Below are 24863 nucleotides of genomic sequence, written 5' to 3'. Positions count from 1 at the left end.
AAGTCCACTTCCTATTTGCTCTCCCACCAGAAACTCACCGCTACCATCCACTCTCATAACAAACTTTACTCAGACTAATAAACACGCCCAATCTTTCTGACGCGCAAAAATTCAAATTTTCTGTGAACGCCTTAACTCGCTAACTTCTGCATCCTGCTTATCACTACGCTTCACTTCATCGCTCACAATTACAAACTTCCTCTTCTTATCAAGCTCTTCTCGCTGACGTCTCAAGAGTGCAATTGCTGATTTATGCTCATGCAAAGACTCGTATACATCTTTCATAAGCTCTGCTATTTCAACCTGCTTGACGTTCAGCTCTTTGAGATATGCCTGAACCTGAATCACATCAGCAACCTCGCAGCTATGCCCTGGAGATTGAAGCATCCTTAGGGCTTGCTCGCTATAATCAATACTCGCTCCAATTTCCTCGGATTCCCTCACCAAAACAGAATATCGCTCATTCAATAACTGAACCTGTTCCAATTCGCGAAATAACTTGATGGAAGCCGTTGTCCTGGTAATTTCCAAAGCCTTTATCCGGTTCTTGGTATTCATTCCAGCCTACCCCAGCACTGACCGCAGAGCTTGTTTTATATTGGTCCGGGTTCCAACATCTTCTGAAATAAACTTGATCAAGGATTTATGTACTTTTATTGCACGATCTATTTCAACATCAGAGCCTTCGGTGTAGGCGCCGAGCTCAATAAGTTCTTTCGATTCCCGGAATATGCTCTCGTATTTAATAATTTGCCGGACGAAACTCTGGTGCTCCGAATCATTAATCCTTTTATAAAGCCTGCTTAAACTCTCAAGAATATCTATTGCTGGATAGACTCCCTGATTTGCAAGCTGCCTGGTTAAAACAACATGTCCATCCAGAATCGATCTGACGGTATCTGACACGGGTTCATTAAAGTCATCACCCTCCACCAGCACCGTATATAATGCCGTTATGGCTCCTCCATCCTTAAACCTGCCAGCCCGCTCAGTGATTTGTGGCAGCAGTGAGAATGTCGAGGGTGTATACCCCCTTGATGTTGGCGGCTCTCCTACGGCAAGCCCTATCTCTCTCTGGGCAGTTGCTAAGCGGGTAATTGAGTCCATATAGAGCATTACATCCTTGCCACAACTACTAAAATACTCTGCGACAACCGTGGCAACAAAAGCCGCGTGCAATCGAACTAATGCAGGCTCATCAGCCGTTGCAACTACGACAATACTTTTCTTAAGCCCCTCAGGCCCTAGGTTATCCTCTATAAACTCGATAACCTCCCTACCTCTTTCCCCGATTAGGGCTATTACATTTACATCCGCCTCACATCTCTTTGCAATATTTCCCAATAGGGTACTTTTACCTACACCACTACCCGCAAATATTCCTATTCTCTGCCCCTTTGCCAGGGAACAAAATGCATCTATTACATCAATTCCTGTTCGAAGCTTCTCGTTGGCAGGCACCCTATCCATGGGGTTAATTGGAGGGCGGTATAGTGGCATTAACTTTCCTGATTCGACCAGGGAACCATCTAATGGCTGGCCAAAGGCGTTCACGACTTTGCCTAGCATACTTTCTGAAACAGAAACACTGGCAGGCAAACCAGAGGCAATAACTTCACTTCCCACATGAATGCCAGATACTGGACCTAAAGGCATCAACAATACCCGTCCATGACGAAAGCCAACAACCTCAGCCATGACCGATGCCATATCGTGAGGTGCAAAGACCTCACACACCTCACCCAAAAAAGCATCCGGTCCCATACATTCGAGTACTGCCCCGTAAAACTGTTCGACCCTACCAGTTCGGCGCACAGTCTCACATTGCTCAATAATGGATCCTAGCCCTGAAGAGTACATATTATGAGTTCATCCCCTCGGACAACCCTTCCAGCTTTTGTCTGAGTATTCTCAATTGCGATTCCAGCCGACCATCCCAGCCGCCCATATCTGATTCAACCCGGCATCCACCAATTGAAATTCTGTTATCCGAAACCAGTTCTATGCTGGCAGCTCCCTCTCCAACGCTATGATTCTCAATGTTCTTCAATAATTCATAGTCACGAGGCGATACGAATATTTTCAACCTCGATGCTTCTCGTATGGAACTACACACTTGAGATACCGCTGCCTTAACTCCCTCTTCAGTAACTAACGTTTCTCCCAGAACCTTACAGGCAACCGCAAAACCAATGTCCAATGCTTGAGACTTAAGCTCATTAAATGTTGATTCAGAGTTCGACTCAATCCTTTCCAACAAGGCACTAAACTGATCTATGAGGTCCGCTATTTCCTCTTTCGACTCAGCCTGACCCGCCTCATATCCTCTGGCCTTTGCTTCTTCATAAGCCTGCTTTTCAGATGAAGCCAGTTTCGCCTCCAACTCTTGGTTGGCCTGAGCAAGGTCTTCATTTTTTCTTAAAAGTTCGGCTAACTTTGCCTGCGTTGAATAAAGCTGGGAAGTCGCATCATCGTGAACGAGCTCGTCTGCCGTCACCGATGCAGGAGTTTGATGGCCAGACTCATCCAAAGTGTCACTAGCATCCTGGCGACGATAGGTATTTTCTGGTTTTTCCTTACCGTAGGTTAAACGCCTTGCACCTGCTACAGCTGAAGATCTCAGAATTTTTTCCATTACTGGTTGTATCTCTCAGTCGTTGCAACGGATAGAAACTCCATGACGGTCTTCCTGACCTTATCACTGGGATTAGAACGATGGCTTCCAATGCTATTGTTTGGGTTGTTACCGAATAGCTGACCCTTAACCTCAGAAGGCAGTGATTTCCATATCAAACTACTATCAAACTCATTGGAGATCGATAAAACGGTATTGAGCTTTTCGACATTAATTTGTTCAGAAAACTCTTCTTCTAATAACTCTTGATGCTCAACTGCTTTCAATATTTGAGAAAAACGGTCTTTGAGAATTCCACTGCTAATCCCCATCTTTTTAACTTCTAGAAGAGCCTTGTTAATTTTTGCCCGATCAGATTCTCCGACCTTGCTCATTATCCAGGATAAGTCTGATTGGCATAGTCCTGCCAGTCTCAAGGCAATAACCTTATGAGGATTAAATAGTTCTGATTTCATTATCAGTCCGCCGCCGCTAACCACTTACGAACATCTTCAAGTAAAAGTTCCCGCTCATCATTGGACAATTTTTCTTTGGATGGTTTTCGAAATACCGCAAAGAGCAACACAATCAGCAGTATCAAACACAGCCCACCAAGTAGGATGATCCCATTTTGCAAAGTAGACTCAGAGGCCCACACTGACTTATTCACAGGGGACTCTATCTCCCTGGAAGGAGTGAGGCTTGATCCAGCACCAACAGCGTCAGGTTTCTCGGGCAATACAGCAACCTTATCACCTACATCAAAAGAAACATCCTCGCTTCCCGCATCCCCCAAAGGTGCGACTACAATTGAATCTCCCCTTTCAATGTTTATACCTGTCGCCGAAGATATAAGAGCCTCAACCTGATTCAGTTGCTCATTAGTGGCCCACTTTGGCACTACAACACTGACACTGATTTGCTGGATAGATCCTCCCTCATCAAGGAGGGATTCGACCTCTTTCCCATACCGGTACTGTTCTTCAACACTTTCTGTAGACAGTTTGGTGCTTTGCTTTTTCCCACTTTGATCATTTTCGTCATACTTTCGATTCGAGTTCCGGCTAACAATTCCCCCTTTCCCCGTATCCATAAACGGAAGTAACGTTTCTCTGACCCGTTCTACTTTCTGATGATCCAAAGACACATCAACTTTCACCACAAAGTTATGCAGTCCGAATACTGGGGTCAGCAGCGCATTTACTTTTTGCTGAAAATACTCTTCCAAAGCATTTTTACCCCGTAGCTGACGTCCAATCAGCTGCTGCTCAGCAGTCTCGTCTTCCGTAAGTGAGACCCCTTTGTGGTTCAGTATTGTGACCATATCCGCAGTTAAGCCACTGACAGAAGACGCGACCAGATTTCGGATGCCTCCAATCTCGTCCATGCTAAGCGAGCCTTCTTCATTGAGAAGCAAAGTAACTGATGCCTTTGTTTTTTCTTCCTGATTCTTGAATAACGTCGATTTTGGCATGACTAAATGCACCCGGGCATACTTCACTTTATCAAGCGCCATTATCGTACGGGTCAATTCGCCTTGAAGTGCTCTCTGATAGTTGATCTTCTGAGAGAATTCAGTCATGCCGTAATCGGCCTCGTCAAACAACTCGAATCCAGTCGCACCATCAAATAAGAAGTTGTATGAGGAAAGCTTGACTTTGATTTCCGGTAGCTCTTCTTTTTCTACCTTTACTACGGTGCCATCAGCAGCTAACTCATATTTCACTTTTAACTCGTCGAGCTTTTCTGTGACTTTCGCAGACTGCTCCAAACTCAGGTTTTCATATATGGGAACAAAGTCTTTCATTGCCAGAAAATAATAAGCCGCACCACATACAAATATGACAGCGCCTACCGCAAGGATGAAAAGGAGCCGTCTTCTAACGCTCCAGTCATTCCAAAAGCCACTCATAACCACTCCAAACGTCTAAATTTCAATCGGATAGACCAACTTAACCTACAGAGACATGCGCATAATGTCTTGATAGCCTTCCAATAGCTTATTACGCACTTCAACTACCAAAGACATGGATAGCTGGGCCTTATCCAAGGCAATCATTACCTGATGAATATTTTCCGCCTCACCCGTAGCCAGGGATTGAGCAGCCTTTTCTGCAGCAGCAATATTTGAGGATACCTCACTGAACTCATTGCCCAGCCAGTCAACAAACGAGACATCTTTTTGGTTGCTAATCGCCGTTGATTGGACAGAGGCTTCACTACTCACTGACAATAATGAAGAAATTGATTCTACAGACATCAGCTCCTCCCAATTTCAAGTGCTTTCAAGGCCATAGACTTCGCAGCATTCATAACGCTGACATTAGCCTCATAAGCCCGGCTGGCGAGCATCAGAGAAGTCATTTCGTCAACAGGATTTACTGCCGGCAATTGAATATACCCCTCGCTGTTTGAGTGCGGATGAGTAGGATCATACTTTAACCTGGCCTGCACATTTCTCTCGACCAGCTCCATGGATTCAACACCTTTGAATGTTCCCACCTCTCCAACCTCAGAGGAGCCGATAGCCACCAGAGGCTGAAAACCTTTATCACCGACTCTACTGCTTGTTTGCGCGTTCGCCATATTCAATGCAATTGCTTGCATTCTCAGTTTTTGAAAGTCCAGGCCTGACTGCCCAATTTCAAAAATTTGCATAATTTCCATTAGCCTTTGCCTCCGGCGATAACGTTCTTCATGATGCTCCCCAGTTTTGACTTCGCAGTCAGTAGCGCCTGGTAATTTATAACCGCCTTATTCAGTTCAATAATCTGCTGATCCAGTTCCACTTTTGAGGGGATATCACTCGTTTTGATGTACTCATTTATCTCTAACTGTTTAATTTCAGCTTTTTTTGCATCGTCGGCGGCCTGACCATGAGTAATCTCGCCCATTTTCTGCATCAATGAGCTGAAATCTACTGAAACCTGTCTGTATCCTTCTACTCCGGCATTAGCGACATTCTGGGCGATCACCATTTGTTGAAGCTGCGCAACATCAAGAGACCGATTTAACAATGTTGATGTCACTGAAGTTAAATATTCCATGATAGTTAGCCCTAATTTACTGAATAATGAGCTGCGCATGGAGAGCACCGGCAGCTTTAATCAATTGAAGAATTGTAATGACATCTCTGGTACTGGTTTTTATTTGTCGTAGCGCAGCAACAAGATCCGCAATTGAAGCCCCTTCTCCAAGACTGACTGCACTTGCAATACCCTCGTCAACCTCAATAGATGTATCAGGCACAACCTCTGTCCTGACACCTGCACCGGTTCCCCTTACCAAGGTTGGCTGCGACACAAGAAAGTCTGTGGAAATGACAACTTTGATATTGCCATGAGAGATCGTGATATCGTCTATCGAGACCTCACCGCCCGCAACGACGGTTCCAGTTCTTTCATTGATAACGACCCTGGCTACCCTATCCGGCTCGACGACCGAGTTTTCAACCTTCGTTAAAAAGTCGACTAAATCAAATTCACCTTCTGGAAGTTTAACTGCCACTTTCCCGGCATGTACGGCTTTGGCACTTTTAGTTCCCAGCCCCTTATTTATAGACTTTGCAATACGACTGGCGGTCGTAAAGTCCGGCTGGTTTATGACAATATGGATCAGGCCATCCTCTGCAATCAGCTCTGATGACAGACCACGTTCAATAGTGGCTCCATCAGGTATCACTCCGACTGTTGGATGATTTTTTTGCACAACATTACCGTTAAGATCGTAACTAAAACCACCGACGGATACCTGCCCTTGCGCCACGGCATATATTTTTCCATTGGCAGCCTTCAAAGGCGCAAGTAACAAAGTTCCGCCTACCAGGCTTCTTGCGTCTCCGAGAGAGGAGACATTGACATCAATCATATCTCCAGAATTGGAAAAGGCTGGCAATCTAGCTGTTAATGTAACCGCCGCTACGTTACGGCTGGCAAGGTCATCAGCGTCGATAGTGATACCAAATGTTTCAAGCGCATTAGAAATGCTTTGAAGTGTTGCTTTACTTCTGCGAGAGTCGCCGGTCCCGGCCAACCCTACAACCAACCCATAGCCAAACAGCGAGTTTTCACGGACCCCTTCAATTCTTGCTAACTCCTTAAGCCTGACACTTGAGGCATATACATCTGACGCGATTGTAAGAAGTGTTACCAATACCACGATAGCGGTTGAAAATACTCTGCTCGTCATATCAAACCAACTTTGGTTAGAACCCAATAGATAAATCCACGTTCATCAGTATCTCCGATCAAACCAACACCATCGTATTCGATTTTTGCGTCGGAAATACGTGTAGATAAAACCGTATTTTGGGAGGAGATATCTTCATCCCTAATCCACCCTGACAGCTTTATCGACTGTTCCTCACCATTAATTGTAATTTTCTGGTCTCCCCAAATATGAAGGCGACCATTATTATCGGTCTCCAAAATGGCAACCGTGATTCGCGCTTTTAACTCGCCTTCTCGTTGTGTGCTGCCACCAGAATTTCGGCCGATTCCCAATTCCAGACTTCCATCATCAGATCTATTACTCTTTGAAAACGATCCTGATGCTTCTAACGATTGATTCACCTGAGCGTCCGAACTAGCTCCAGCTTTTGCCGACTCAACAATCAATACTGTGACATTATCTCCAACCTGATATGCTTTTCGGTCGGATGTCAGTGGTTTAAAGGCTGCTTCGTCAAACAGGCTTTCAGCATAAGCCTCACCGTACAAACCGATGATCAGCGAAAAGAGAACCGATAAAAACATGTTCTTTTTCATGAATCCCCCTCAACGAACACCCGACCATGCGACAACACCGTTCCCCTCATTTCCTCTCCACTACTTATCGATCGAAGCCGGATTTGACTTCCCACCAGCCCATCCTGCAAGGCCACAGCTCTGGATTTCAGGTAAACCGTTCCTGCGACTGTTTCAATTAAAACAGTCTCCCCTTGCCTCACCGGCGGTATTATTCGAACCTTATCTCTGGAAATCACTTGCCCCTCTGGTAGCGGCTCTATGATCTCAATCCCTTCCAGTTGGCGCCCGGTCTCTAGAGGTGGTCCAGACAGAGTAGAAACATCCTTATACTCGGCCTCAAAAGCGATACCAAGACCACTTTCACCCACCTTAACGTCCCGTGATGCAACCAGCACTTTTTTCTCCGCTTTAACCCTAAACCAGACAGGTTCGCTTTTAATCATACTTCCATTAGCTGAAACTACGTCAGCCCAGACACAGAGACGATTGAATGGATATCTCAGCTCCACCGGACGTATGCTGACAATAGCATTGGCGTCGGATATACGAATATTCTGCCCTTTAGAGGAAAGAGGAGTTACAGTGCTGACAGCAAAGCCTTCAATTTCCAGAGTTTTTTCAACCATTGATTTAGCCATCGAAACTACAGACAGATAGCTAATCTCCTCGGAGTATCCATAGATCCTTACAATGTCAGGCCCATGGACCCTTACCGCCTCCTGCGGATTCTTCCCGTTCCACTCATGCAACAGATTGCTGACGTCTGATTTTGAAACAAATCCATCTGAAACCATTTGAGAAGTCAGCTCTATCATTGGTAAATTCTGTTGTTCAGTGTCAGAAGCACTGATCCGTCCCAACCGGCTCAACGGCAGGACAACGTTACCAGAATCCGCGACTTTCACACTTACGTAGCCACTCAACGTAAGCGTGAAATCAGCCCAGACATCAGAAACAGTAAACAACAAAAAGATCAGAGCTATCCTGAACAAGTAAATGCGACCTATCCACGGAGATCATTTGTGATCTGCATAATTTCATCTGCAGCCCGAATCACATGAGAACAGGCTTGATAGCCTCGTTGTGCAGTTACCAACTCAACCAACTCTTTTACCAGATCAACATTCGAGCTTTCTAAATACCCTTGCTGAAGGATACCTATCCCGTTTTCTCCCGCATCAGAATAGATTGCATTTCCAGACTCATCATTCGCGACATAAATCCCTTGCCCAATAGAATCAAGCCCCTGAGCGTTCATAAAGCCAGCTAACTGAATTTGACCGATTTCCAGACTATCATTGTCAAAATAAGCAGTGACCGTTCCGTCCTGTGAAATCTCTAATTCCTTAGCATCAGGCGGAATTTGAATCATATCTGAGAATCTATACCCCGTGAGAGTTCCCAGATAACCATCTTCGTCCACTTTCATCGCCCCATTTCTGGTATAAGCGACTTCTCCATTTTCCAGAAGAACTTCAAAAAAGCCTCCTCCTCGAATCGCTAAATCGAGTGGGTTTTCCGTGGCTTTTAAATCGCCAGATTGAAATTCTTTCCATACCCTAGATATCTGAGTGCCATTGCCGATTGAAACCAAATCTCTCTTACCAGTCTCATCGAGAGAAGTCACTTCTCGCCCAACGACTAAATCCCTAAATTCTATGCGACCTTTCTTGTAAGCCGTAGTATTAAGATTGGCCATGTTGTTGGAGATTGTATCAATATGCTTTTGCCCGGCCTGAAGACCGGTTTCAGCGACATACAAAGCATCAATCATGCTGAAAAACTCCCTAAAACTTTCCTAACGTGGAAATCGATGTGCTGATAGAAGACTCATACGCCTTTAAAACATTATGAGTCATCCGATAATGTTGAGTAAGCTCCATCATGCTCACTATTTCATCCATAGTGTTCACATTGGACACCTCAACAAACGACTGTAATATTTGAACTCCATCAGAATCCGTAGGCCGCAACTCACCTTCGGCGACGAATGTAGCAGCACCGATTGAACGCAAGCTGTCCTGATCGGAAAAAGTTACTATTTTTAAGCGATCAATACTGTGTCCATCACTAATCACTGTGCCGTCACTCCTGACTTCAAACTGATCAGAATTTAATTGAATCGGCCCGGCCTTCCCCAATAGATAAGCACCACTCGGCAAGGCCAACTTCCCGTCTGAAGTCATCGTCAGTTGGCCAGACCTGGTGTACTGAGTCACTCCATCTTTCTCTCCAACAAAGTAGCCCTCCCCCTCTATTGCAAGATCCCAGTAATTATCTGTTGGTTTGATAGCTCCTTGGGAGAAATCCTTAGCGATAACAAGCTTGTCAGCACCTTCCAATTCACTGGAAATGACTCTAGTGAAAGGCTGGGAGATCAATTTATCGCTTTTATATCCAGGGGTTTCCAGGTTAGCCAGGTTTTGACCTATAGTTCGCAATCTGAGCAAATCAGCATTTAAGGTATTCTGAATTGCTCCTACCAATTCACTCATCTTTCGCCTCTTTTTTCATAACGGTTTTCGATACTGCCTGATAGACCACGCTCCAGTTCGACAACCCCAAATGACTTAATATTTAAGCCCGCTGGAATTTCAGACAGGGAAAGTACGCTTAGACCCGGCAACAGCCGCGCAGTTAGCTTCTTGAGATGAGACCGAAGACTGGGTGACGAAATCAGAACTGGCTCCAACCCATCTGCCATCATTTGTTCTACGAGTTTTGCAAGCCTCGTCAAAACCTGCTCAGTAATTTTGGGGTCTACAAACAATGACCCTCCGTCTTCAGTAGCTTTTAATCCACTCTGGAATATTTGCTCGACTCCAGGATCGAAACTGATGACATATAGAAAATTATCCTTAGCGACCAGTTTTTGGCATATCTCTGCCCCTAGCTTTTGCCGGACCAGCTCTGTTAGCTGAACATGGTCTTTCACTCTCTTGCCAACATCCACCAGTGTTTCAGCTATGAGTTCAATATTTCTTATAGACACCTTCTCACTGACCAGATTTTGCAAAATTCTCTGGATATCGCTTATCGTCAAGGTACTTGGAACTAAGTCGTCATATAATGTTGGTTGCGCAACTCTCACCCGCATCATTAACTTTTCAGATTCCGATCTTGAAATTAGCACCGGAGCTTTTCCTTTCAGGACCTCACTGAAGTGGGTCAACAAAACTGTCAGCGGGTCTACAAGAGTACAGTTCAGAGACCTGGCCAACTCAGCTTCTGCCTGCTCCACCCATACAGCAGGTAAACCATAAGTAGGATCTAATACTTTAATACCTGGAAGCTTATCTCCCATATCCTGCGCACTTATTGCCAGAAACTGGTTCACAAACAACTCCCCACTAGCAACACAAACACCATGCAAACAAATCTTATAAGAATTATTTTTGGGGGCGCCTTCTTGAATTATTCTCACCTTGGGTAATACAAGTCCAAGCTCAAAAGCAAATTGCTTCCTGAATCGATCTACTTCATCCATCAGTTTGCTTTCATTCTCCCCGAAGAACTTCATAAGCTCCGATCCCAACACAACCTCAATGGGCTCAATCTTTAGCTCATCATAAAGAGACTTGTCTTCTTCAGCTTCATGTTGCTCCTTTGTACCGATATCATTTGCAGAACTCTTCTTATACGCAACGAAGGCCAAGCAACCGAATATAGATGCAACAGCAAGTACAGGGAAGAATGGTATTGCAGGTAAAGTAAGTAGCAGCAACAGACCTATTACAACAATGACCAATGTCTTGGGATATTGAGTAATCTGATTTGAAATCTCACTCCCCAGATGAGCATCTGTAGCAGCTCTTGTAATAATGATGCCGGTAGCAGTAGAAATCACCAGAGCTGGGATCTGTGTGACAATACCATCACCCACTGTTAGTAGTGTATAGGTATGTAAAGCGTCCCCCCAACTCAATCCCAATTGGGCTACACCAATAGCCAAACCACCGATAATATCAATCAGTATTATTAGTATCCCGGCAATAGCATCTCCTTTTACAAATTTACTGGCACCGTCCATTGCTCCATAAAAACTTGCCTCTTTTTCGATAGTCTGGCGTCTTTCCCGGGCCTCGTTTTCATTGATCAGCCCCATATTCATGTCAGCATCAATACTCATTTGCTTCCCGGGCATACTGTCAAGCGTAAATCGAGCCGCGACTTCTGCAACACGCTGTGCTCCACTCGTCACAACAACGTACTGAACGACAATCAGGATTAAAAATACGACGAGACCGATCACATAATTGCCGCCAACCACATAGGTTCCTACAGCATTTATCACGCTACCCGCGTCGCCATCGGAAAGAATCAAACGTGTGGCGGCAATATTCAGAGAAAGCCTGAATAGTGTTGCTATTAACAATAGTGAAGGGAAGGTAGAAAACCCCAAAGGCTTATCTACAAAAAAAGTAAGTAGCAACAAAGTCAACCCGAAGCTGAAGTTGGCGATGAGCAGAAAATCGAGAAGCTGCGAAGGTATGGGCGTGAATAAAACCAACAATATTCCAACCATGCCCAGCACTAAGCCAATTTCGCTTCGCGTTCCTAAAAAGGTTGAAAATGTTGCCTTAGTGTTGCTCATACAGCAGACCTATAAGATGTATTAACTTGACCAACACCAGATCTTTTCAGTCTGTATGCTTTGCGCAATGCCCTTGCAACCCCCATATAAGCAGCTTCGGGTACATTTTTATCAATCCCTACTTTTCTGTATAAGTATCGGGCTAAGGGGGGATCCTCCACGATATGAACGCCGTGTCGCTTAGCAATAGATCGGATGTGGAATGCCATTGCATCCATACCTTTGCCTGTCACTTTAGGAGCCAGCATACTTTGCGGATCATATTTAACCACCACCGCATAATGACTAGGGTTGGTAATGATGACATCTGCGTTCTCAGCGCTTTTAACGGACGAACTGCGCTTACGAAGCTCTTGCTCTAATTCACGCCTTTTTGACCGCACCATAGGATCGCCCTCCCGACGCTTCATTTCGTCTTTGACCTCCTTTTTGGTCATGCGCATATTGCGCAGAAATTCTCTCCGTACGAATAGAAAGTCAGCGGCTGAGATTACAATCAGGGCAATCGCCAGTTTGAGAATCAAGGTTCCTAAGTGGGCTGAAATAAAGGGTATAGCGTTAGCTGCCCCCCTCTGAGTCAAACCAAAAGCATGCGGAAGAAACTCTTTTACGCAATAAAATATAATGACTCCCAACAGTAAAAGCTTTATTACATTCTTCAGTAGTTCAAATAGGATTTTAATTGAAACCAGACGCTTGAATCCCTCAATTGGATTGATTCTCTTAATGTCAGGTTTTATTGGATGGAAAGAAAGTATAGGGCCGGTCTGCAGCAATACAGCGACGACACCTGCCAACATGGTCATGACGAACACAGGAGTGAGAATCTCAACAACCTCACTTACAACCCACTCACTCCAACCATGCACGGTTATAATATCAAATGGAATAGAACCAGAGACATCAAATAACCTAACGCATACCCTCAGAAAATTTTCAGCAATCCCTGGCGCCATAGACCATAGTAAAAGCACGGCGACCAAAAGCCCGGCAAGATGAGAGACTTCCATACTCTTAAATACCCCTCCCTTTTTTCTTGCTTCCTGCAACTTATAAGGCGAGGGTGGTTCAGTCTTTTCTGATTTATCCGGTTGAGATTCTGCCATACTTTACTACTTTTACGACTTATTCAGATATATTAATCTCAGGCAGCTGTAATTATTTGATTCCAATAACGAAATATACTCGATATCACTTCAGATATGAGAGGCAACATATATTTGAGCGATAGAGCAGTCATTCCAACTCCCAACGCCACTTTAAGAGGAAGAAAAATAAAGTATACATTCATTTGGGGCATCGTTTTCCCCATCACAGCTAGACCGGCATCAACAAAAAATAATACTGCCAAAACGGGGGCAGCTATCGTCATACCAAACAGAAACATTAAGCCATATTGCTGAAGTACAGCAGGTAAACTCATTCCCCCTCCCCAACTACCGAGAGGCACCTGCTGTACACTGTAAACCAATCCTCTTAACACCAAATGATGCCCGTCTACCGAGAAAAATACGAAAGTTGCCACAAATAACAACAATGTACCGATCAGAGGGTCAGCAGAGTTCGTAGCCGGGTTTAGGAGGTTTGCAGCACCAAAACCAGATTGAAAGTCAACCAAACGACCCGCAACCTGAAATGTGGAAAACGCCACATGCAACCCAAGGACTAACATAACGCTAATCACAACCTCTCCAGCCAAGTCCAAAACCATCTCAACAAGTGTCCCTGGTAATGGAGCAGTAACAGAGAAGTTCGCACTAAACAGCAAAGCTGAAAGCGTCACCACCATTATCAAACGAAAGCGACCGGGAACCCTGCCGAACAAGTCCAGAACAGTCAAATAGAATATGGTCGACATACGAACGCTTAACAGAACAACAGACCAAATCCACCCCATGTCAAATTGAAATGTCATTCTTGCCTCAGAAATACACAGGGATATTTTTTATAAGCGTGCTCGCGAAAACCGTTAATGTAGCGAGCATCCATGGCCCCAGGATAAACAACACTACGACAACAGCGGCAATCTTAGGAACAAAGGTCAGTGTCATTTCCTGTATTTGGGTAATAACCTGAAGAATACTAATGACAAGGCCAACCACCATCGCCACTCCCAGAATAGGCGCGGCAATCATAATGGCAGCCCACAACATATCATTTGTTAGCTGCATTGCCTGATCAATTGTCATTAGCACTTTTCCTTAAGCAACGATGTGAGTGGCCAGATAATCTGTGAGTGTTTTGCCGCTTTCGTCCACAGGAGAGTTAAGCAATGACGCAACGATCTCGGACGCTTTCTTCTTATCTCCAGACATATGCTCACATAGCGCCTGCGCAAAATATCCAGAAAAGTTGTTCTTATCCAACCGGATCGCCTTTTTAGCATTATTTCGGGCGGCCTCTATGTTCCCCGAAAACAGCTCGACTACTGCCAATGCACCGTATGTCTCACCAAACCGTCCATCTAACTCGATTGCTTTTCCGCAGCAGTCTTTTGCTCCAGGAAGGTCATTCTGCAATATCCTGCACCATGCCAGTGCATTCCAGGATCCTATATGACCCGGCATGTGGGTAAGGCCTTTTAAAAACTGCTCTTCAGCCATAGCCAAATCCTTTCGCCGCATACTGAGCAATGCTTGCCCAATCCATAGCCGGCCAGAATCAGTTTTGATATTAAGGGCTTTACTTATCTGAGCCTGCGCAAGGTCGAAATTCATTTCAGACATATTGCAGTAGGCAATAACTCCCAAAGAATTTGCATCGTCAGAATCCAAAGCTAATGCCTGACTGGCATAGGATTTGGCAGCGTCATAATCTCCTTGATCTAGTTTGCAGGAGGCAAACAAGGACAGAGCTTCAACAGAAGCAGCATCCAGTTGCAAGGCTTCCTCAAGGCAATCCTCTACATTCTCAAGCGCCCTTAAGAAGTATTGAATTCGAGCCATTAAAATCGGGAACTTAATATTGCTTCGATTTGCGTTGTAACAGACTTCGAGATAAGACAAAGCCTCTTGGGGCTTGCGACCCATCAGACAGCAATACGAGGCAAGGTATAGCACTTCTCCGTCATTTATACCTTGAGAAATGACATCCTTAATGATTTTCTCGGCTTCATCAAAATTGCCAGTAGACAAAAACATCAAGGCTTCTTCATACAAAAGCCCAGGATGTGAAGGAAACAGCTCCTTCGCAGTATTGAACTGCTCTTGCAACGATTTAAAATCCCCCAACAGACTTAGCTGACGAATCAGGTCAAGATGTAAAGAAAAGTTTTGAGGATCCTGAATGAGAAACTGCTTCAGACGACCGACTCTTTCCTTAATTTCGGCTAAGGACATAAAGCTCTCTATCAGTTGATTTTTTGATTTTCAAATCGGGGAGGTGTAACTGAGCCCGCATTAACATTATTGTCCAAAGCGTTTAATAATTCTTTGCCACGTTTAAAGTAGAGGTTGTCTGCGGGAGCGGATTTCAGAAGAATATCAATTAACCTTCGAGCTTCCGGCTCGTTATCTTCTTCCCAAGACACCAAAGCACAGTAATAGAGGGCAGGAGGAAACGTTGGAACTTCGTCCAACACTTCTTTCCATACAAGAAGTGCTCTTTCCTTGATACTTTGTTCGTAATAGACCATGCCATACTGGAAACGCTCCAATAAGGCATCAGGCTTTTTCATTAAGTAGCTTTCGTAGTGATATGACGCCCTGTCAAAAAGATTTAGCTGAGCATATAGCTTGGCTAAAAGGGAATCACACTCTGGCTGAGGATCAGGCAAGCTATTCGCCTGCTTCAGCTTTGCCAAAGCGAAGTCAATACGGCTGTTTTCAATATCCAGCTTAGCGAGTGCCAGCAGTTCATCACCTTCGAATAAAGACAGATCCAACATATATAAAGCTCAAGTCCATGTTTACTAGCAGAGACGCCAAGGCCCCATCATGATAAATTGCGCGAAATGATAACAGTGTATCGCCATTTTGAGAAGCAGTTTGGTCAGAATATAGTCTTGCCTACTAGTAGAGCCCAAACTCACTGAGATCACAGGGACAATATCAAAACTGAAAAGCTATACAGGCAACAATCTTCCTCTGCGATATAAGAAAGTCTCTAATTCCAGGTAATAAACCTGTCTCCTCTTTATTCTTTCACATGCCAATTCAGTTTAAGGACTACACCGGTTGCTGCAAACCTGAATCTTCGTAATCTAAAAGAACTCCAGCTAGAGCGATATCCTGGCTCTTTACCTGCTCCAAATCAATTCCTTCCTCCCCGTTTCAGGTTAATCTCCCACAACGGAATCATAGGAAAGCCGTCATGATTCATATCGTTGATAAGGACGCGTACAAGGAGAGGAGTGTGACTGAGCAAACAACAGAATGTTGTCCAAGATTCAATCCGGAACCATGGGAAGACAGGGAGATTGTCTGGAACGATAAACGCTTTCTGAAAGATCACGTCATCAGCCTGTTTCATATCCCTCTTAACTTCGGGGCGGTGATGAAACGCGATATGGAAGCGATTGAAGCTGCCGGAGCAGACTCGGAGGATATGTTTGTTCTATCGGACGAAAAATCTCTCTGGGGATCAGATGTGTATCTTCCCATTTCTAAAGAAATCAAAGGTGTGGAAACGACCACCCTGTCAGGCACCTTTCTTTCCAAAGTATTCGAAGGCTCTTATCGTCACATGACACAGTGGATCGAAGAAATGAGGTCCTATGTTCAAGAGCAAGGCAGGGAAATCAAAAAGCTCTACTTCTTCTACACAACCTGTCCCAAATGTGCAAAGAAATATGGGGAGAATTACGTGGTTATCCTGGCCCAGGTATAGTTAGTACTGATCATCCGGCACTCACAGCTAAACAGAGCCAATCTGCGGCACTTTCAGTTTCAGGAACTGACTTAGGGCTTGAACCTTGGGAGTCCGGTGAATGTCCCGATGTGTGACCAGCCAGACAGGGGAATCCCAGTCCTCAGGAGGATCTAACATTTTGACCAGTTTTTGACTGGAATCCCCTAACCAGCATGACAAAGGCACTATGCCAAGACCGACTTCAGCGGCATGCATCATGGAAATGAAATCCGATCCACGATGATACACTTGCTCATCCGGCACATGCTTATTCAACCAGGCCATCGCGGAAACATTGTTGTAGGGTGTAATGGAACCAATGAACCGGTGTCCGGCAACCTCTTCGCGTTTTTCCATTCTGCCAAACTGCTCAATGTACCTGGACGATGCATATAGGGATGAAGGAATCGTGTGAAGATGTTGCACAATATGGTCAGGATCCTTTGGTCTTACTCCGGGACGAACGCTGATATGCGCTTCGCCATATTCCAGTTTGAATATCCGAGAGTCCGCCACAAACTCTATGCGAATCCCAGGATGCTGGTTCTGAAACTCTGCCAGGATTGGCATCAATGCAGCACTGAATGAATTCACTGTAGTGATGATCAGGCTTCCAGTCAGTTGCTGGTCCAGCCCTGAAAGCTGCCCCATTAATCGGTCAAATTCACTTTGTGTCTGCTCTGCCGTCTGAAACAAAAGTTTACCTGCCTCAGTGGGCGCATAGCCGCGGGCATGCCGGTGAAAGAGCTTGATCTTCAATCGCTTTTCAAGACTGTCTATACGGCGTAACACTGTTGAATGATGTACATCCAGTGCTTCTGCAGCAGCAGACAGGGTACCGAGCCTGGCGACCTGAAAGGCAAAATAAATATCGCTCCAGTCTCCGGCCTGAGCACCACTGAGTACTGGATGTCGATGTGTTGACTTCTGTGCATTCATGCACATTAGCTTTGCACTAATTCTGTTTTTGTTCAATGAGGAACAGATCAAAATAGCTCCAACAATTGAGATTTATTACAGGAGCCGCATCATGATCCATTCAGAGAACACCGCTAAAACACCCGCAATCCTGGCCTTCGCCGGTAGCCTGAAAGCAGATTCGTGGAATAAAAAGCTGGTCAACAACGCCGCTCGTCAAGCCGAACAGATTGGCGCCAAGGTTGAAGTCATCGACCTGCGCGATTTCCCGCTGCCACTTTTTTCAGAAGACCTGGAAGCCAGCGGAGAAACACCTGAGCATCTGGATCGCCTCAGAGAACTTTTTCTACAGGCCGATGGACTGATGATCGCCAGCCCCGAATACAACGGTTCGCTATCCGGTGTGCTGAAAAACACACTGGACTGGTTATCACGCCCGGGTCATGATGATTCTGGTTATCAGCCTGACTTTGACCGGAAAACGGTCGCAATCATGGGAACCTCACCCGGAGGTCTGGGAGGTATTCGTGGTTTGAGCCATCTGAGAGATATCCTGACCAGTGTGGGAAGCCTCGTCATTGCAAAACAGGTTGCCGTTCCTGCCGCCTTTAAAGCCTTTGATGAGAGAGGCAATATCATAGATAAAGTTCTCTCGGATCGCCTGGAAGCAATGACCACCGAACTCGTGATGATCGCCAAGGCCCGCGCGGAAACGTTTCTATAGACTGACGAGATACAAGGCCTTTTCTGGACTGTTTTTCCCCCAGAATTGGCCTTGTAAAACGGGCTATTCAACAAACGTCACTAGGTTGCCAGGACCCGAAAGGTCACTCGACTCTGTGCACTATTACTTTGTGCACTACTAATCTGTGCACTACTAATTTGTGCACCAGGGCTGGCCATCCTAATGCATATCGACCATTTCTGGTGCACATCTCAGGTAACTCCCACCGCCCTCTTCCAACTCTCTGATATATCACATGATGACAGGCTGGCACGCTCTATGCGTGACCTTTCCAGAGAGACATTCCATGGCAATACCCCAAACCATCCCGCATATTTTCGGAGGTCTGTAACATGAAACTGATCACCGCCATCATAAAACCTTTCAAATTGGAGGAAGTACGTGAAGCGCTGTCAATTGTCGGCGTCCAGGGAATGACCACCACCGAAGTGAAAGGATTTGGCCGGCAACATGGGCACACGGAACTCTATCGCGGTGCAGAATATGTCATCGACTTTGTCCCCAAGATAAAGCTGGAAGTGGCATTCGATAACGAACTGGAAGAAGCGGTTGTCGAGGCCATAACAAGAGCAGCCAAAACGGACAAAATCGGTGACGGAAAAATATTTATCTTCAACCTGACTCAAGTCGTGCGAATCCGAACCGGCGAGACAGGTCCACAGGCAATTTAAGACCACCGATACTACAAAAAATCAGGTATAGGTCAGACCGCTTAAAGGCAGTTCGTCTGCCCATGAAACGGTTACTCTCTGCCAAGACCATGTGGGCCGGTAGTCCTGTCAGGCCTCTAACTCAGCAATTTTGTTCTGGCAATTTTCCCTCTCCGCATTCAGGATAACAATCTCAACCTTTGGCTCAACCTGTAGCTCAACCTAGGGTTATTAATACGTTTGACTTCGGAGACTTAGCATGGAATACGCAGCTATCAACCTCGCTCAGAAATTCAATTTATTTCAGGAGCACTGGTCCCCCAAAGTGATTGCCGAGATGAATGATTATCAGTTTAAAGTCGTCAAGCTACATGGCGAGTTTGTCTGGCACGATCACCCGGATACCGACGAAGCCTTTATTGTTCTGGAAGGACACCTGAGGATCGACTTTAAGGATGGTCAGCTACAGGTCGGTCCCGGAGAAATGTATGTCATACCCAAAGGAGTTGAACACAAACCCTACGCCGAAACAGAAGTCAAAGTCATGATTATTGAACCTCGTGGAGTCGTGAATACTGGCTCTGAAGAGGGAGAACTTACCGCCGACAATGACGTCTGGATCTAAAGATTCCCCCGCGAAAAACCAAACTACCCAATGACTGTTTTTCGTTAAATCAGGATAACCGGGGATAGGAGATATATACTTGTACCTATGTGTTGGTATTTAAAAAACCGAAGAAGACTGTACCGGCTTCCCAAAATCACCAACGCATTCTGAGGCAAGGACGCAAGCCCTCAACGGTGCGGGAGGTAAATCTCATGCGCATGCTATCCCTTGTTTTCCTGCTTTGGTGGAGTCAGTGCACAATCGCCACCACTCTGGTCGTCGGTATGGAAGAAGCCAATAATGCCCCATTTGAGTATATCGACGACAACGTACAACTGACCGGGTTTCATGTTGAAGTGGTCAGGGAGGTTGCTAAACGACTGGGATGGACTCTGCAGTTTCAGCGACACCCTTGGAAGTGGGCGATAAGAGCTTTGGAAAATGGCGAGTTCCACGCCGTCACTTATGTTGCGAAATCCACTGACAGAGAAAAGTTCGCCGTATTTCACCCTGACAATCTGCTTCATATTTCCAGAACCACTCTCTACATCCGGAAAACGGACGCAGATACAATTGTCTACACCCCGCCCCTGCAATACATGGTCAGAAGTTGGCGGACCGCCATGCCCGGCGGATATTACATGAATGACGAGATCATCCGCCTGCTGAAAAACGGAGCACCGATCGAGCAGCCCACGGTGACCCAGAATCAGCTCTTTGTGATGCTGATCAGTGGTCGATACGACGCTATTTTTGGAGCGACCAGTGCGATTAAAAGAGCCCGGGAGGAAATTGCCAACATTGATGCACAAATACAGAGACTGGAAGGCGCTGTATTTGAGGGCAAACGAATGTATATTGCCTTCTCACGTCAGATAGAGTCACATCTGACCACGGACTTTGCAGAAGCCTATCGTCAATTTCGAGACGAAGCGGCCTACCAAAACCTGGGAGCCCGATTTGGGATCGGGGAACTGATGCCTTTGGCTCACGAATTCCATTAGATGACGTGAAATTGCAACCAGGAGCAGGCCAAAGCCTTAATTTTGCGGTTATCGGTGCAATAAAAAGAGAGTGACGCTCATTTTGTGAATGCAGTCACGCCCCCTCGACGAAGAGGGGGCTAGCATCTTTTCTGGCGCTAAAGACCCATCGCAAACGAATAATCTGACTTGGGGAATCAAAACCCCAGGTACTTACGTATGCTACCGTTGTCAGCAATGCCACATAACAGAATAAGAATAATCGTCCCCCGCCGGACAGTAACAATAAAAACCGGGAGTACCCCGTTAAATAACAATCGTATACATCAGGAAGGAAAGTATGAGCCTCAAAGAACTTGCCAAAGGAAAGTCCCCTATTGAGATGTTTTATCAATGGGAGAAAAACACACCGAATGCCATCTATCTTCGACAACCCATTCATGGTCAATGGAATGAGTTTACCTGGGCCCAGGTTGGCGACAAGGTAAGACGCCTGACCAATGCCCTGTACAAACTCGGTTTCCAGAAGGGTGACAAAATTGCCCTGCTCTCAAAAAACTGCGCCGAATGGATCATCACTGATCTGGCACTGCAACTGGGCGGGTTCATCAGTGTGCCGCTTTACGTGGATCAGACCCCGGAAACCTTCCGCTATATTCTGGAGCATTCCGACAGTAAAGCGCTCTTTATTGGCAAACTGGATAAACCGGTCTGGGACAGACTCGGCGGAAGTGTACCGGAAGGACTCGTCAAAATCGGTTTTTCCTTCCATGGAGAAGACGGAGACTTTCAGCGCGAGAACGAAGTCGATCACATGCTGGCCGACTTGATACGCAGTACAGCCCCTTTCCCGGAAAGCCCGGTTCCAGCTGACAGTGATGTCTGGACCATCGTTTATACCTCCGGCACCACCGGATACCCCAAGGGAGTTGTACACGGTTACCGCGCCCCACGCCATGTCGGCTTCCGTGCTCTGGATACGTTCAACCTCAGCAATCAGGATCGCTGCCTGTCTTTCCTGCCATTGGCGCATGTTGCTGAACGCCTGCTGGTAGAAACCGCCAGTCTCTATTCGGGGATGGTCATCAGCTTCAGTCAGTCACTGAATACTTTCCAGAATGACCTGATTTCCGTTCAGCCGACGGTGTTCTTCTCTGTGCCCCGTTTATGGAAAAAATTCCAGGGCGGCATTCTCACCAAGGTGCCACAACAGAAACTGGACAAACTATTGAAAGTTCCCCTCGTTCGCAGCCTGATCAAGAAAAAGCTTCGGAAAGCTCTGGGTCTTGGCCAGGCCAGAATTATCGTTTCGGGGGCTGCGCCGATATCACCCGCACTTCTGGAATGGTACGCCAAGCTGGGCATTGAAATCGTAGAAGGTTATGGCATGACCGAGAATTTTGCCTACGGATTTATCGGTAGACCTGGCCACAACAAACAGGGCTCTGTCGGTAAAGCAATGCCAGAAAATGGTTTCAAGCTTAGCGAACAGGGAGAGATTCTGTTCAAAAGCCCCACAGTGATGGCGGAGTACTACAAGGACGAGGAAAAAACCCGCGAAGCGCTCACCGATGATGGATACTACCGTTCCGGAGACTTGGGTGAGATCGATTCGGAGGGTTACCTGAAGGTCACGGGACGGGTAAAGGAGATATTTAAAACGGAGAAAGGGGAATATGTGGCTCCAGCCCCCATCGAAGCCAAGCTGTCATCCTTCAAAGGTTTCGAGCAGATCTGCATTGCCGGTACCGGTCTGAAACAGCCGGTGGCTGTGGTCACATTGAGCGAGCAAGTGCAGAATGCTCCTAAAGAGGAATTGAATAAAGAAATCGTCGAATTTCTCAAGCAGCTCAATTCAACTCTGCTGAATCACGAGAAGATCTCTGGCGTAGTGGTTTCACAGACAGACTGGTCCCCCGACACGGGGCTGGTTACTCCAACACTGAAAGTCAAAAGAAACAAACTGGAAGAGCGGTATGGGCCGTTGATGACAGCTCTTGACCAATCTGGCGATACCGTTGTGTGGGAAGGCGCCTGACAGGTTGATTCCTGATCTCTGACCTGAAAGGCAGGGGCGAGGGCCACACAGGCTCCCGCCCTCGCTTTGGGACTGCCCTCCGGTGTCACCGTTATCACTTCAAAAGGCACAGTTATCCATGCCAATACAGGTGCGCCTCAGGGTGATGGACTTAATCGTAGCGCAATGTCCGAATCAGACCTGCCTCACCCCAAACGGCTTACTATTTAGCTATCAATAGATAATCCAATGCTGAAAGTTGCGTTATTTGCCGTCAATACAACATTGTTCCCCATCATCAGTCACGGCATAATTCCTGCTCCCAAGATGTAATCGCAGGCACTTATTGTTAATGGATTCCAGATTAGAACTCGCTCACCAGTGGTTGACCGGCTTTTTTAATCACGAAGATTTTGAGATCTCGGTACTGTCCGACGATGCCAGTTTCCGACGCTATTTCCGTGTGCAATACGGTTATCAGCACTATGCACTGATGGATGCTCCGCCTGACAAAGAGAGTTGCCACCCGTTTCTTGCCATTGCCAAAACCTGGCACCAGGCAGGTATTCCTGTCCCGCTGGTTTACGCGGTGGATCTGGAGCAGGGCTTTATGTTGCTGGAAGACTTCGGGGATACCACTTTTCTGGCTCGGGCAGGAACAGACGCGGAAAAACTATATCCCCAAGCACTGGAGATGCTGTTGGCTGTTCATCAGGCTCCCATTCCACAGGATTACCCGCTCCCACCGTTTGATGAATCCATGTGCCGCTTTGAGCTAGGGATATTCAAGGAGTGGTTTCTGGAAAAGCTACTCGGTTTGTCTCTGTCCCCAGAACAATCCCAGTGCTTGAATCACACTTTTGATCTCTTGACTGAAAACGCCCAAAGTCAGCCCCAAGTAGTCATGCACAGGGATTACCACTCACGTAACCTGATGGTGAGAGAGGACGACAGCCTCGGCCTCATCGACTTCCAGGGAGCCGTTATTGGCCCCATAGCCTACGATGTCGCTTCCCTGCTGAAAGACTGCTATATATGCTGGCCGGAAGAACAAGTAGCTACATGGCTGAACGACTACCTTGATATTCTCAATGACTATCGCGCCCAGCAGGGAGAGCAGGCCTATAGCAAAGAGGCATTCCAGCGCTGGTTCGATCTTATCGGCATGCAAAGACATATCAAGGTAGCAGGGTTGTTTTCCCGTTTGTCACTCCGGGATAACAAACATGGCTACCTTCAGGATATCCCGCTTACTCTTGAGTATATCCTCTCCGCCAGCCGCCGTTACCCTGAACTGGAAGCCTTCCGCCACTGGTTAGAGGACGAACTCCAACCGATGTTCAATCAATACCTGCAGTCACTTAATAAAAGTGAGGATTCTCCATGCGCGCCATGATACTCGCCGCCGGTTTGGGCACTCGAATGCGCCCACTGACGGAAAAGACCCCTAAACCCTTGCTGAAAGCCGGGTCACAGACTCTGATAGAGCACATCATCACGAAGCTAGTGAAGGCAGGGATCACGGAACTGGTCATTAATCATGCATGGCTGGGTCAGCAGATTGAGGATTACCTGGGAGACGGCTCCCGATATGGCGCATCAATCTTTTATTCCGCTGAGAATGAGCCTTTGGAAACCGCCGGAGGAATCCGGAAGGCTCTCCCCCTGCTGAACAACGATGAAGATCAACCTTTTCTACTGGTAAATGGGGATACATGGACCGATATGGACTTTGCCTTACTGGCAGGACAAAAAATGAAACCGGATGATCTGGCTCATCTGGTGTTGATCGACAATCCCGAGCATAACCCAGCCGGGGACTTCTCTCTGGACGAGGACCACCGCGTTCACACCAAGGGAGACAACATGCTGACTTATTCCGGTATCAGTCTTTACCGCCCAAGTTTGTTTAAAGCCGTTCCCAGTGGCGTTTATCCGCTTCCTCCTGTGCTCCGGGAAGCCATGAGAAAAGGCAGAGTCAGCGGCGAACACTATACCGGTCAATGGTATGACATCGGCACTCCCGATCGCCTGCAATGGCTGGATGAAAAACTATCGGCTGAAGGACTCTAAGCGGCAGGAGGTTGCACCCAACGGAAGGATTCAAGCCAAAAGAAAGGTGAAGTTCAACAGAGAGAG

28 protein-coding genes are annotated in these 24863 nt (G+C 46.4%); 8 read left to right on the top strand and 20 right to left on the bottom strand.

What is annotated here, in order from left to right:
- Window positions 1–111 precede the first annotated feature (111 nt).
- The 19 genes from F566_RS0114860 to F566_RS0114770 all read right to left on the bottom strand — a co-directional run bounded on the left by F566_RS0114860 (window position 112) and on the right by F566_RS0114770 (window position 15842).
- Window positions 112–558, bottom strand: a complete 447-nt coding sequence (locus tag F566_RS0114860; protein ID WP_020407795.1) for a hypothetical protein — start codon at window positions 556–558, stop codon at window positions 112–114.
- Window positions 559–564: 6 nt separating this feature from the next.
- A complete protein-coding gene (locus F566_RS0114855) occupies window positions 565–1860 on the bottom strand; it encodes a FliI/YscN family ATPase (protein ID WP_020407794.1) in 1296 nt (431 codons plus the stop codon).
- A gap of 1 nt (window position 1861) precedes the next feature.
- Entirely contained in the window at window positions 1862–2635 is a 774-nt protein-coding gene (locus F566_RS0114850; protein WP_020407793.1) for a FliH/SctL family protein, read from the bottom strand.
- Window positions 2635–3090, bottom strand: coding sequence for a hypothetical protein (locus F566_RS0114845; protein ID WP_020407792.1), 456 nt, complete (start codon window positions 3088–3090; stop codon window positions 2635–2637). The genes F566_RS0114850 and F566_RS0114845 overlap by 1 nt, the downstream gene beginning before the upstream one ends.
- Before the next feature lie 2 nt (window positions 3091–3092).
- Complete coding sequence (gene fliF / locus F566_RS0114840; protein WP_020407791.1) at window positions 3093–4526, bottom strand: flagellar basal-body MS-ring/collar protein FliF; 1434 nt, start codon at window positions 4524–4526, stop codon at window positions 3093–3095.
- Window positions 4527–4571: 45 nt separating this feature from the next.
- Window positions 4572–4874, bottom strand: a complete 303-nt coding sequence (gene fliE / locus F566_RS0114835; RefSeq protein ID WP_020407790.1) for a flagellar hook-basal body complex protein FliE — start codon at window positions 4872–4874, stop codon at window positions 4572–4574.
- A complete protein-coding gene (gene flgC / locus F566_RS0114830) occupies window positions 4874–5281 on the bottom strand; it encodes a flagellar basal body rod protein FlgC (protein WP_020407789.1) in 408 nt (135 codons plus the stop codon). The genes fliE and flgC overlap by 1 nt, the downstream gene beginning before the upstream one ends.
- Window positions 5281–5661 carry a flagellar basal body rod protein FlgB gene (locus F566_RS0114825; protein ID WP_157496805.1) on the bottom strand — a complete coding sequence of 127 codons (381 nt, stop codon included), beginning with the start codon at window positions 5659–5661 and terminating at the stop codon, window positions 5281–5283. The genes flgC and F566_RS0114825 overlap by 1 nt, the downstream gene beginning before the upstream one ends.
- A gap of 16 nt (window positions 5662–5677) precedes the next feature.
- A complete protein-coding gene (locus tag F566_RS0114820; protein WP_020407787.1) occupies window positions 5678–6802 on the bottom strand; it encodes a flagellar basal body P-ring protein FlgI in 1125 nt (374 codons plus the stop codon).
- A complete protein-coding gene (locus F566_RS0114815; RefSeq protein WP_020407786.1) occupies window positions 6799–7380 on the bottom strand; it encodes a flagellar basal body L-ring protein FlgH in 582 nt (193 codons plus the stop codon). Before F566_RS0114815 ends, F566_RS0114820 begins: the two co-directional genes overlap by 4 nt.
- On the bottom strand, window positions 7377–8330 hold the full coding sequence (flgA, locus tag F566_RS0114810) for a flagellar basal body P-ring formation chaperone FlgA (protein WP_020407785.1): 954 nt from the start codon (window positions 8328–8330) through the stop codon (window positions 7377–7379). The genes F566_RS0114815 and flgA overlap by 4 nt, the downstream gene beginning before the upstream one ends.
- A 35-nt stretch (window positions 8331–8365) precedes the next feature.
- Window positions 8366–9136, bottom strand: a complete 771-nt coding sequence (gene flgG / locus F566_RS0114805) for a flagellar basal-body rod protein FlgG (RefSeq protein ID WP_020407784.1) — start codon at window positions 9134–9136, stop codon at window positions 8366–8368.
- A gap of 13 nt (window positions 9137–9149) precedes the next feature.
- Window positions 9150–9857 carry a flagellar hook-basal body protein gene (locus F566_RS35500; RefSeq protein ID WP_020407783.1) on the bottom strand — a complete coding sequence of 236 codons (708 nt, stop codon included), beginning with the start codon at window positions 9855–9857 and terminating at the stop codon, window positions 9150–9152.
- Window positions 9854–11956 carry a flagellar biosynthesis protein FlhA gene (locus tag F566_RS0114795; protein ID WP_020407782.1) on the bottom strand — a complete coding sequence of 701 codons (2103 nt, stop codon included), beginning with the start codon at window positions 11954–11956 and terminating at the stop codon, window positions 9854–9856. The genes F566_RS35500 and F566_RS0114795 overlap by 4 nt, the downstream gene beginning before the upstream one ends.
- Window positions 11953–13062: an EscU/YscU/HrcU family type III secretion system export apparatus switch protein gene (locus F566_RS0114790; protein ID WP_020407781.1), complete on the bottom strand. Its 1110-nt coding sequence runs from the start codon at window positions 13060–13062 to the stop codon at window positions 11953–11955. Before F566_RS0114790 ends, F566_RS0114795 begins: the two co-directional genes overlap by 4 nt.
- A 38-nt stretch (window positions 13063–13100) precedes the next feature.
- Window positions 13101–13871: a flagellar biosynthetic protein FliR gene (locus F566_RS0114785; protein ID WP_020407780.1), complete on the bottom strand. Its 771-nt coding sequence runs from the start codon at window positions 13869–13871 to the stop codon at window positions 13101–13103.
- A gap of 7 nt (window positions 13872–13878) precedes the next feature.
- On the bottom strand, window positions 13879–14145 hold the full coding sequence (fliQ, locus tag F566_RS0114780) for a flagellar biosynthesis protein FliQ (protein ID WP_020407779.1): 267 nt from the start codon (window positions 14143–14145) through the stop codon (window positions 13879–13881).
- Between the two features lie 12 nt (window positions 14146–14157).
- Window positions 14158–15168, bottom strand: coding sequence for a tetratricopeptide repeat protein (locus tag F566_RS0114775; protein WP_169334446.1), 1011 nt, complete (start codon window positions 15166–15168; stop codon window positions 14158–14160).
- Window positions 15169–15305: 137 nt separating this feature from the next.
- Window positions 15306–15842, bottom strand: a complete 537-nt coding sequence (locus F566_RS0114770) for a tetratricopeptide repeat protein (protein WP_020407777.1) — start codon at window positions 15840–15842, stop codon at window positions 15306–15308.
- Window positions 15843–16309: 467 nt separating this feature from the next.
- On the opposite strand from F566_RS0114770, the gene F566_RS0114765 reads away from it, so the two are divergent.
- Complete coding sequence (locus F566_RS0114765; RefSeq protein WP_026180024.1) at window positions 16310–16783, top strand: hydrolase; 474 nt, start codon at window positions 16310–16312, stop codon at window positions 16781–16783.
- Window positions 16784–16810: 27 nt separating this feature from the next.
- On the opposite strand, the gene F566_RS0114760 is transcribed toward F566_RS0114765, so the two are convergent.
- Entirely contained in the window at window positions 16811–17743 is a 933-nt protein-coding gene (locus F566_RS0114760; RefSeq protein WP_020407775.1) for a LysR family transcriptional regulator, read from the bottom strand.
- Between the two features lie 91 nt (window positions 17744–17834).
- Between F566_RS0114760 and F566_RS0114755 the strand changes: the two genes are divergently transcribed.
- From F566_RS0114755 to murU, 7 genes are all read left to right on the top strand, one after another.
- Entirely contained in the window at window positions 17835–18446 is a 612-nt protein-coding gene (locus F566_RS0114755; RefSeq protein ID WP_157496804.1) for an NADPH-dependent FMN reductase, read from the top strand.
- A gap of 353 nt (window positions 18447–18799) precedes the next feature.
- Complete coding sequence (locus F566_RS0114750) at window positions 18800–19138, top strand: P-II family nitrogen regulator (protein ID WP_020407773.1); 339 nt, start codon at window positions 18800–18802, stop codon at window positions 19136–19138.
- Window positions 19139–19376: 238 nt separating this feature from the next.
- On the top strand, window positions 19377–19742 hold the full coding sequence (locus F566_RS0114745; RefSeq protein WP_020407772.1) for a cupin domain-containing protein: 366 nt from the start codon (window positions 19377–19379) through the stop codon (window positions 19740–19742).
- A 194-nt stretch (window positions 19743–19936) separates the two neighbouring features.
- On the top strand, window positions 19937–20728 hold the full coding sequence (locus F566_RS0114740) for a substrate-binding periplasmic protein (RefSeq protein ID WP_020407771.1): 792 nt from the start codon (window positions 19937–19939) through the stop codon (window positions 20726–20728).
- Between the two features lie 319 nt (window positions 20729–21047).
- A complete protein-coding gene (locus F566_RS0114735; RefSeq protein ID WP_020407770.1) occupies window positions 21048–22745 on the top strand; it encodes an AMP-binding protein in 1698 nt (565 codons plus the stop codon).
- A 331-nt stretch (window positions 22746–23076) separates the two neighbouring features.
- The gene (locus tag F566_RS0114730; protein ID WP_020407769.1) at window positions 23077–24120 is read left to right on the top strand and encodes an aminoglycoside phosphotransferase family protein; all 1044 of its coding nucleotides are present in this window, start codon (window positions 23077–23079) and stop codon (window positions 24118–24120) included.
- A complete protein-coding gene (murU, locus tag F566_RS0114725) occupies window positions 24108–24797 on the top strand; it encodes an N-acetylmuramate alpha-1-phosphate uridylyltransferase MurU (RefSeq protein WP_020407768.1) in 690 nt (229 codons plus the stop codon). The genes F566_RS0114730 and murU overlap by 13 nt, the downstream gene beginning before the upstream one ends.
- Window positions 24798–24863: the final 66 nt, after the last annotated feature.

Origin of the sequence: Hahella ganghwensis DSM 17046 (assembly GCF_000376785.1) — a bacterium.
Classification (GTDB): Bacteria; Pseudomonadota; Gammaproteobacteria; order Pseudomonadales; family Oleiphilaceae; genus Hahella; species Hahella ganghwensis.
This window is presented reverse-complemented; position numbering and strand designations above follow the sequence as displayed.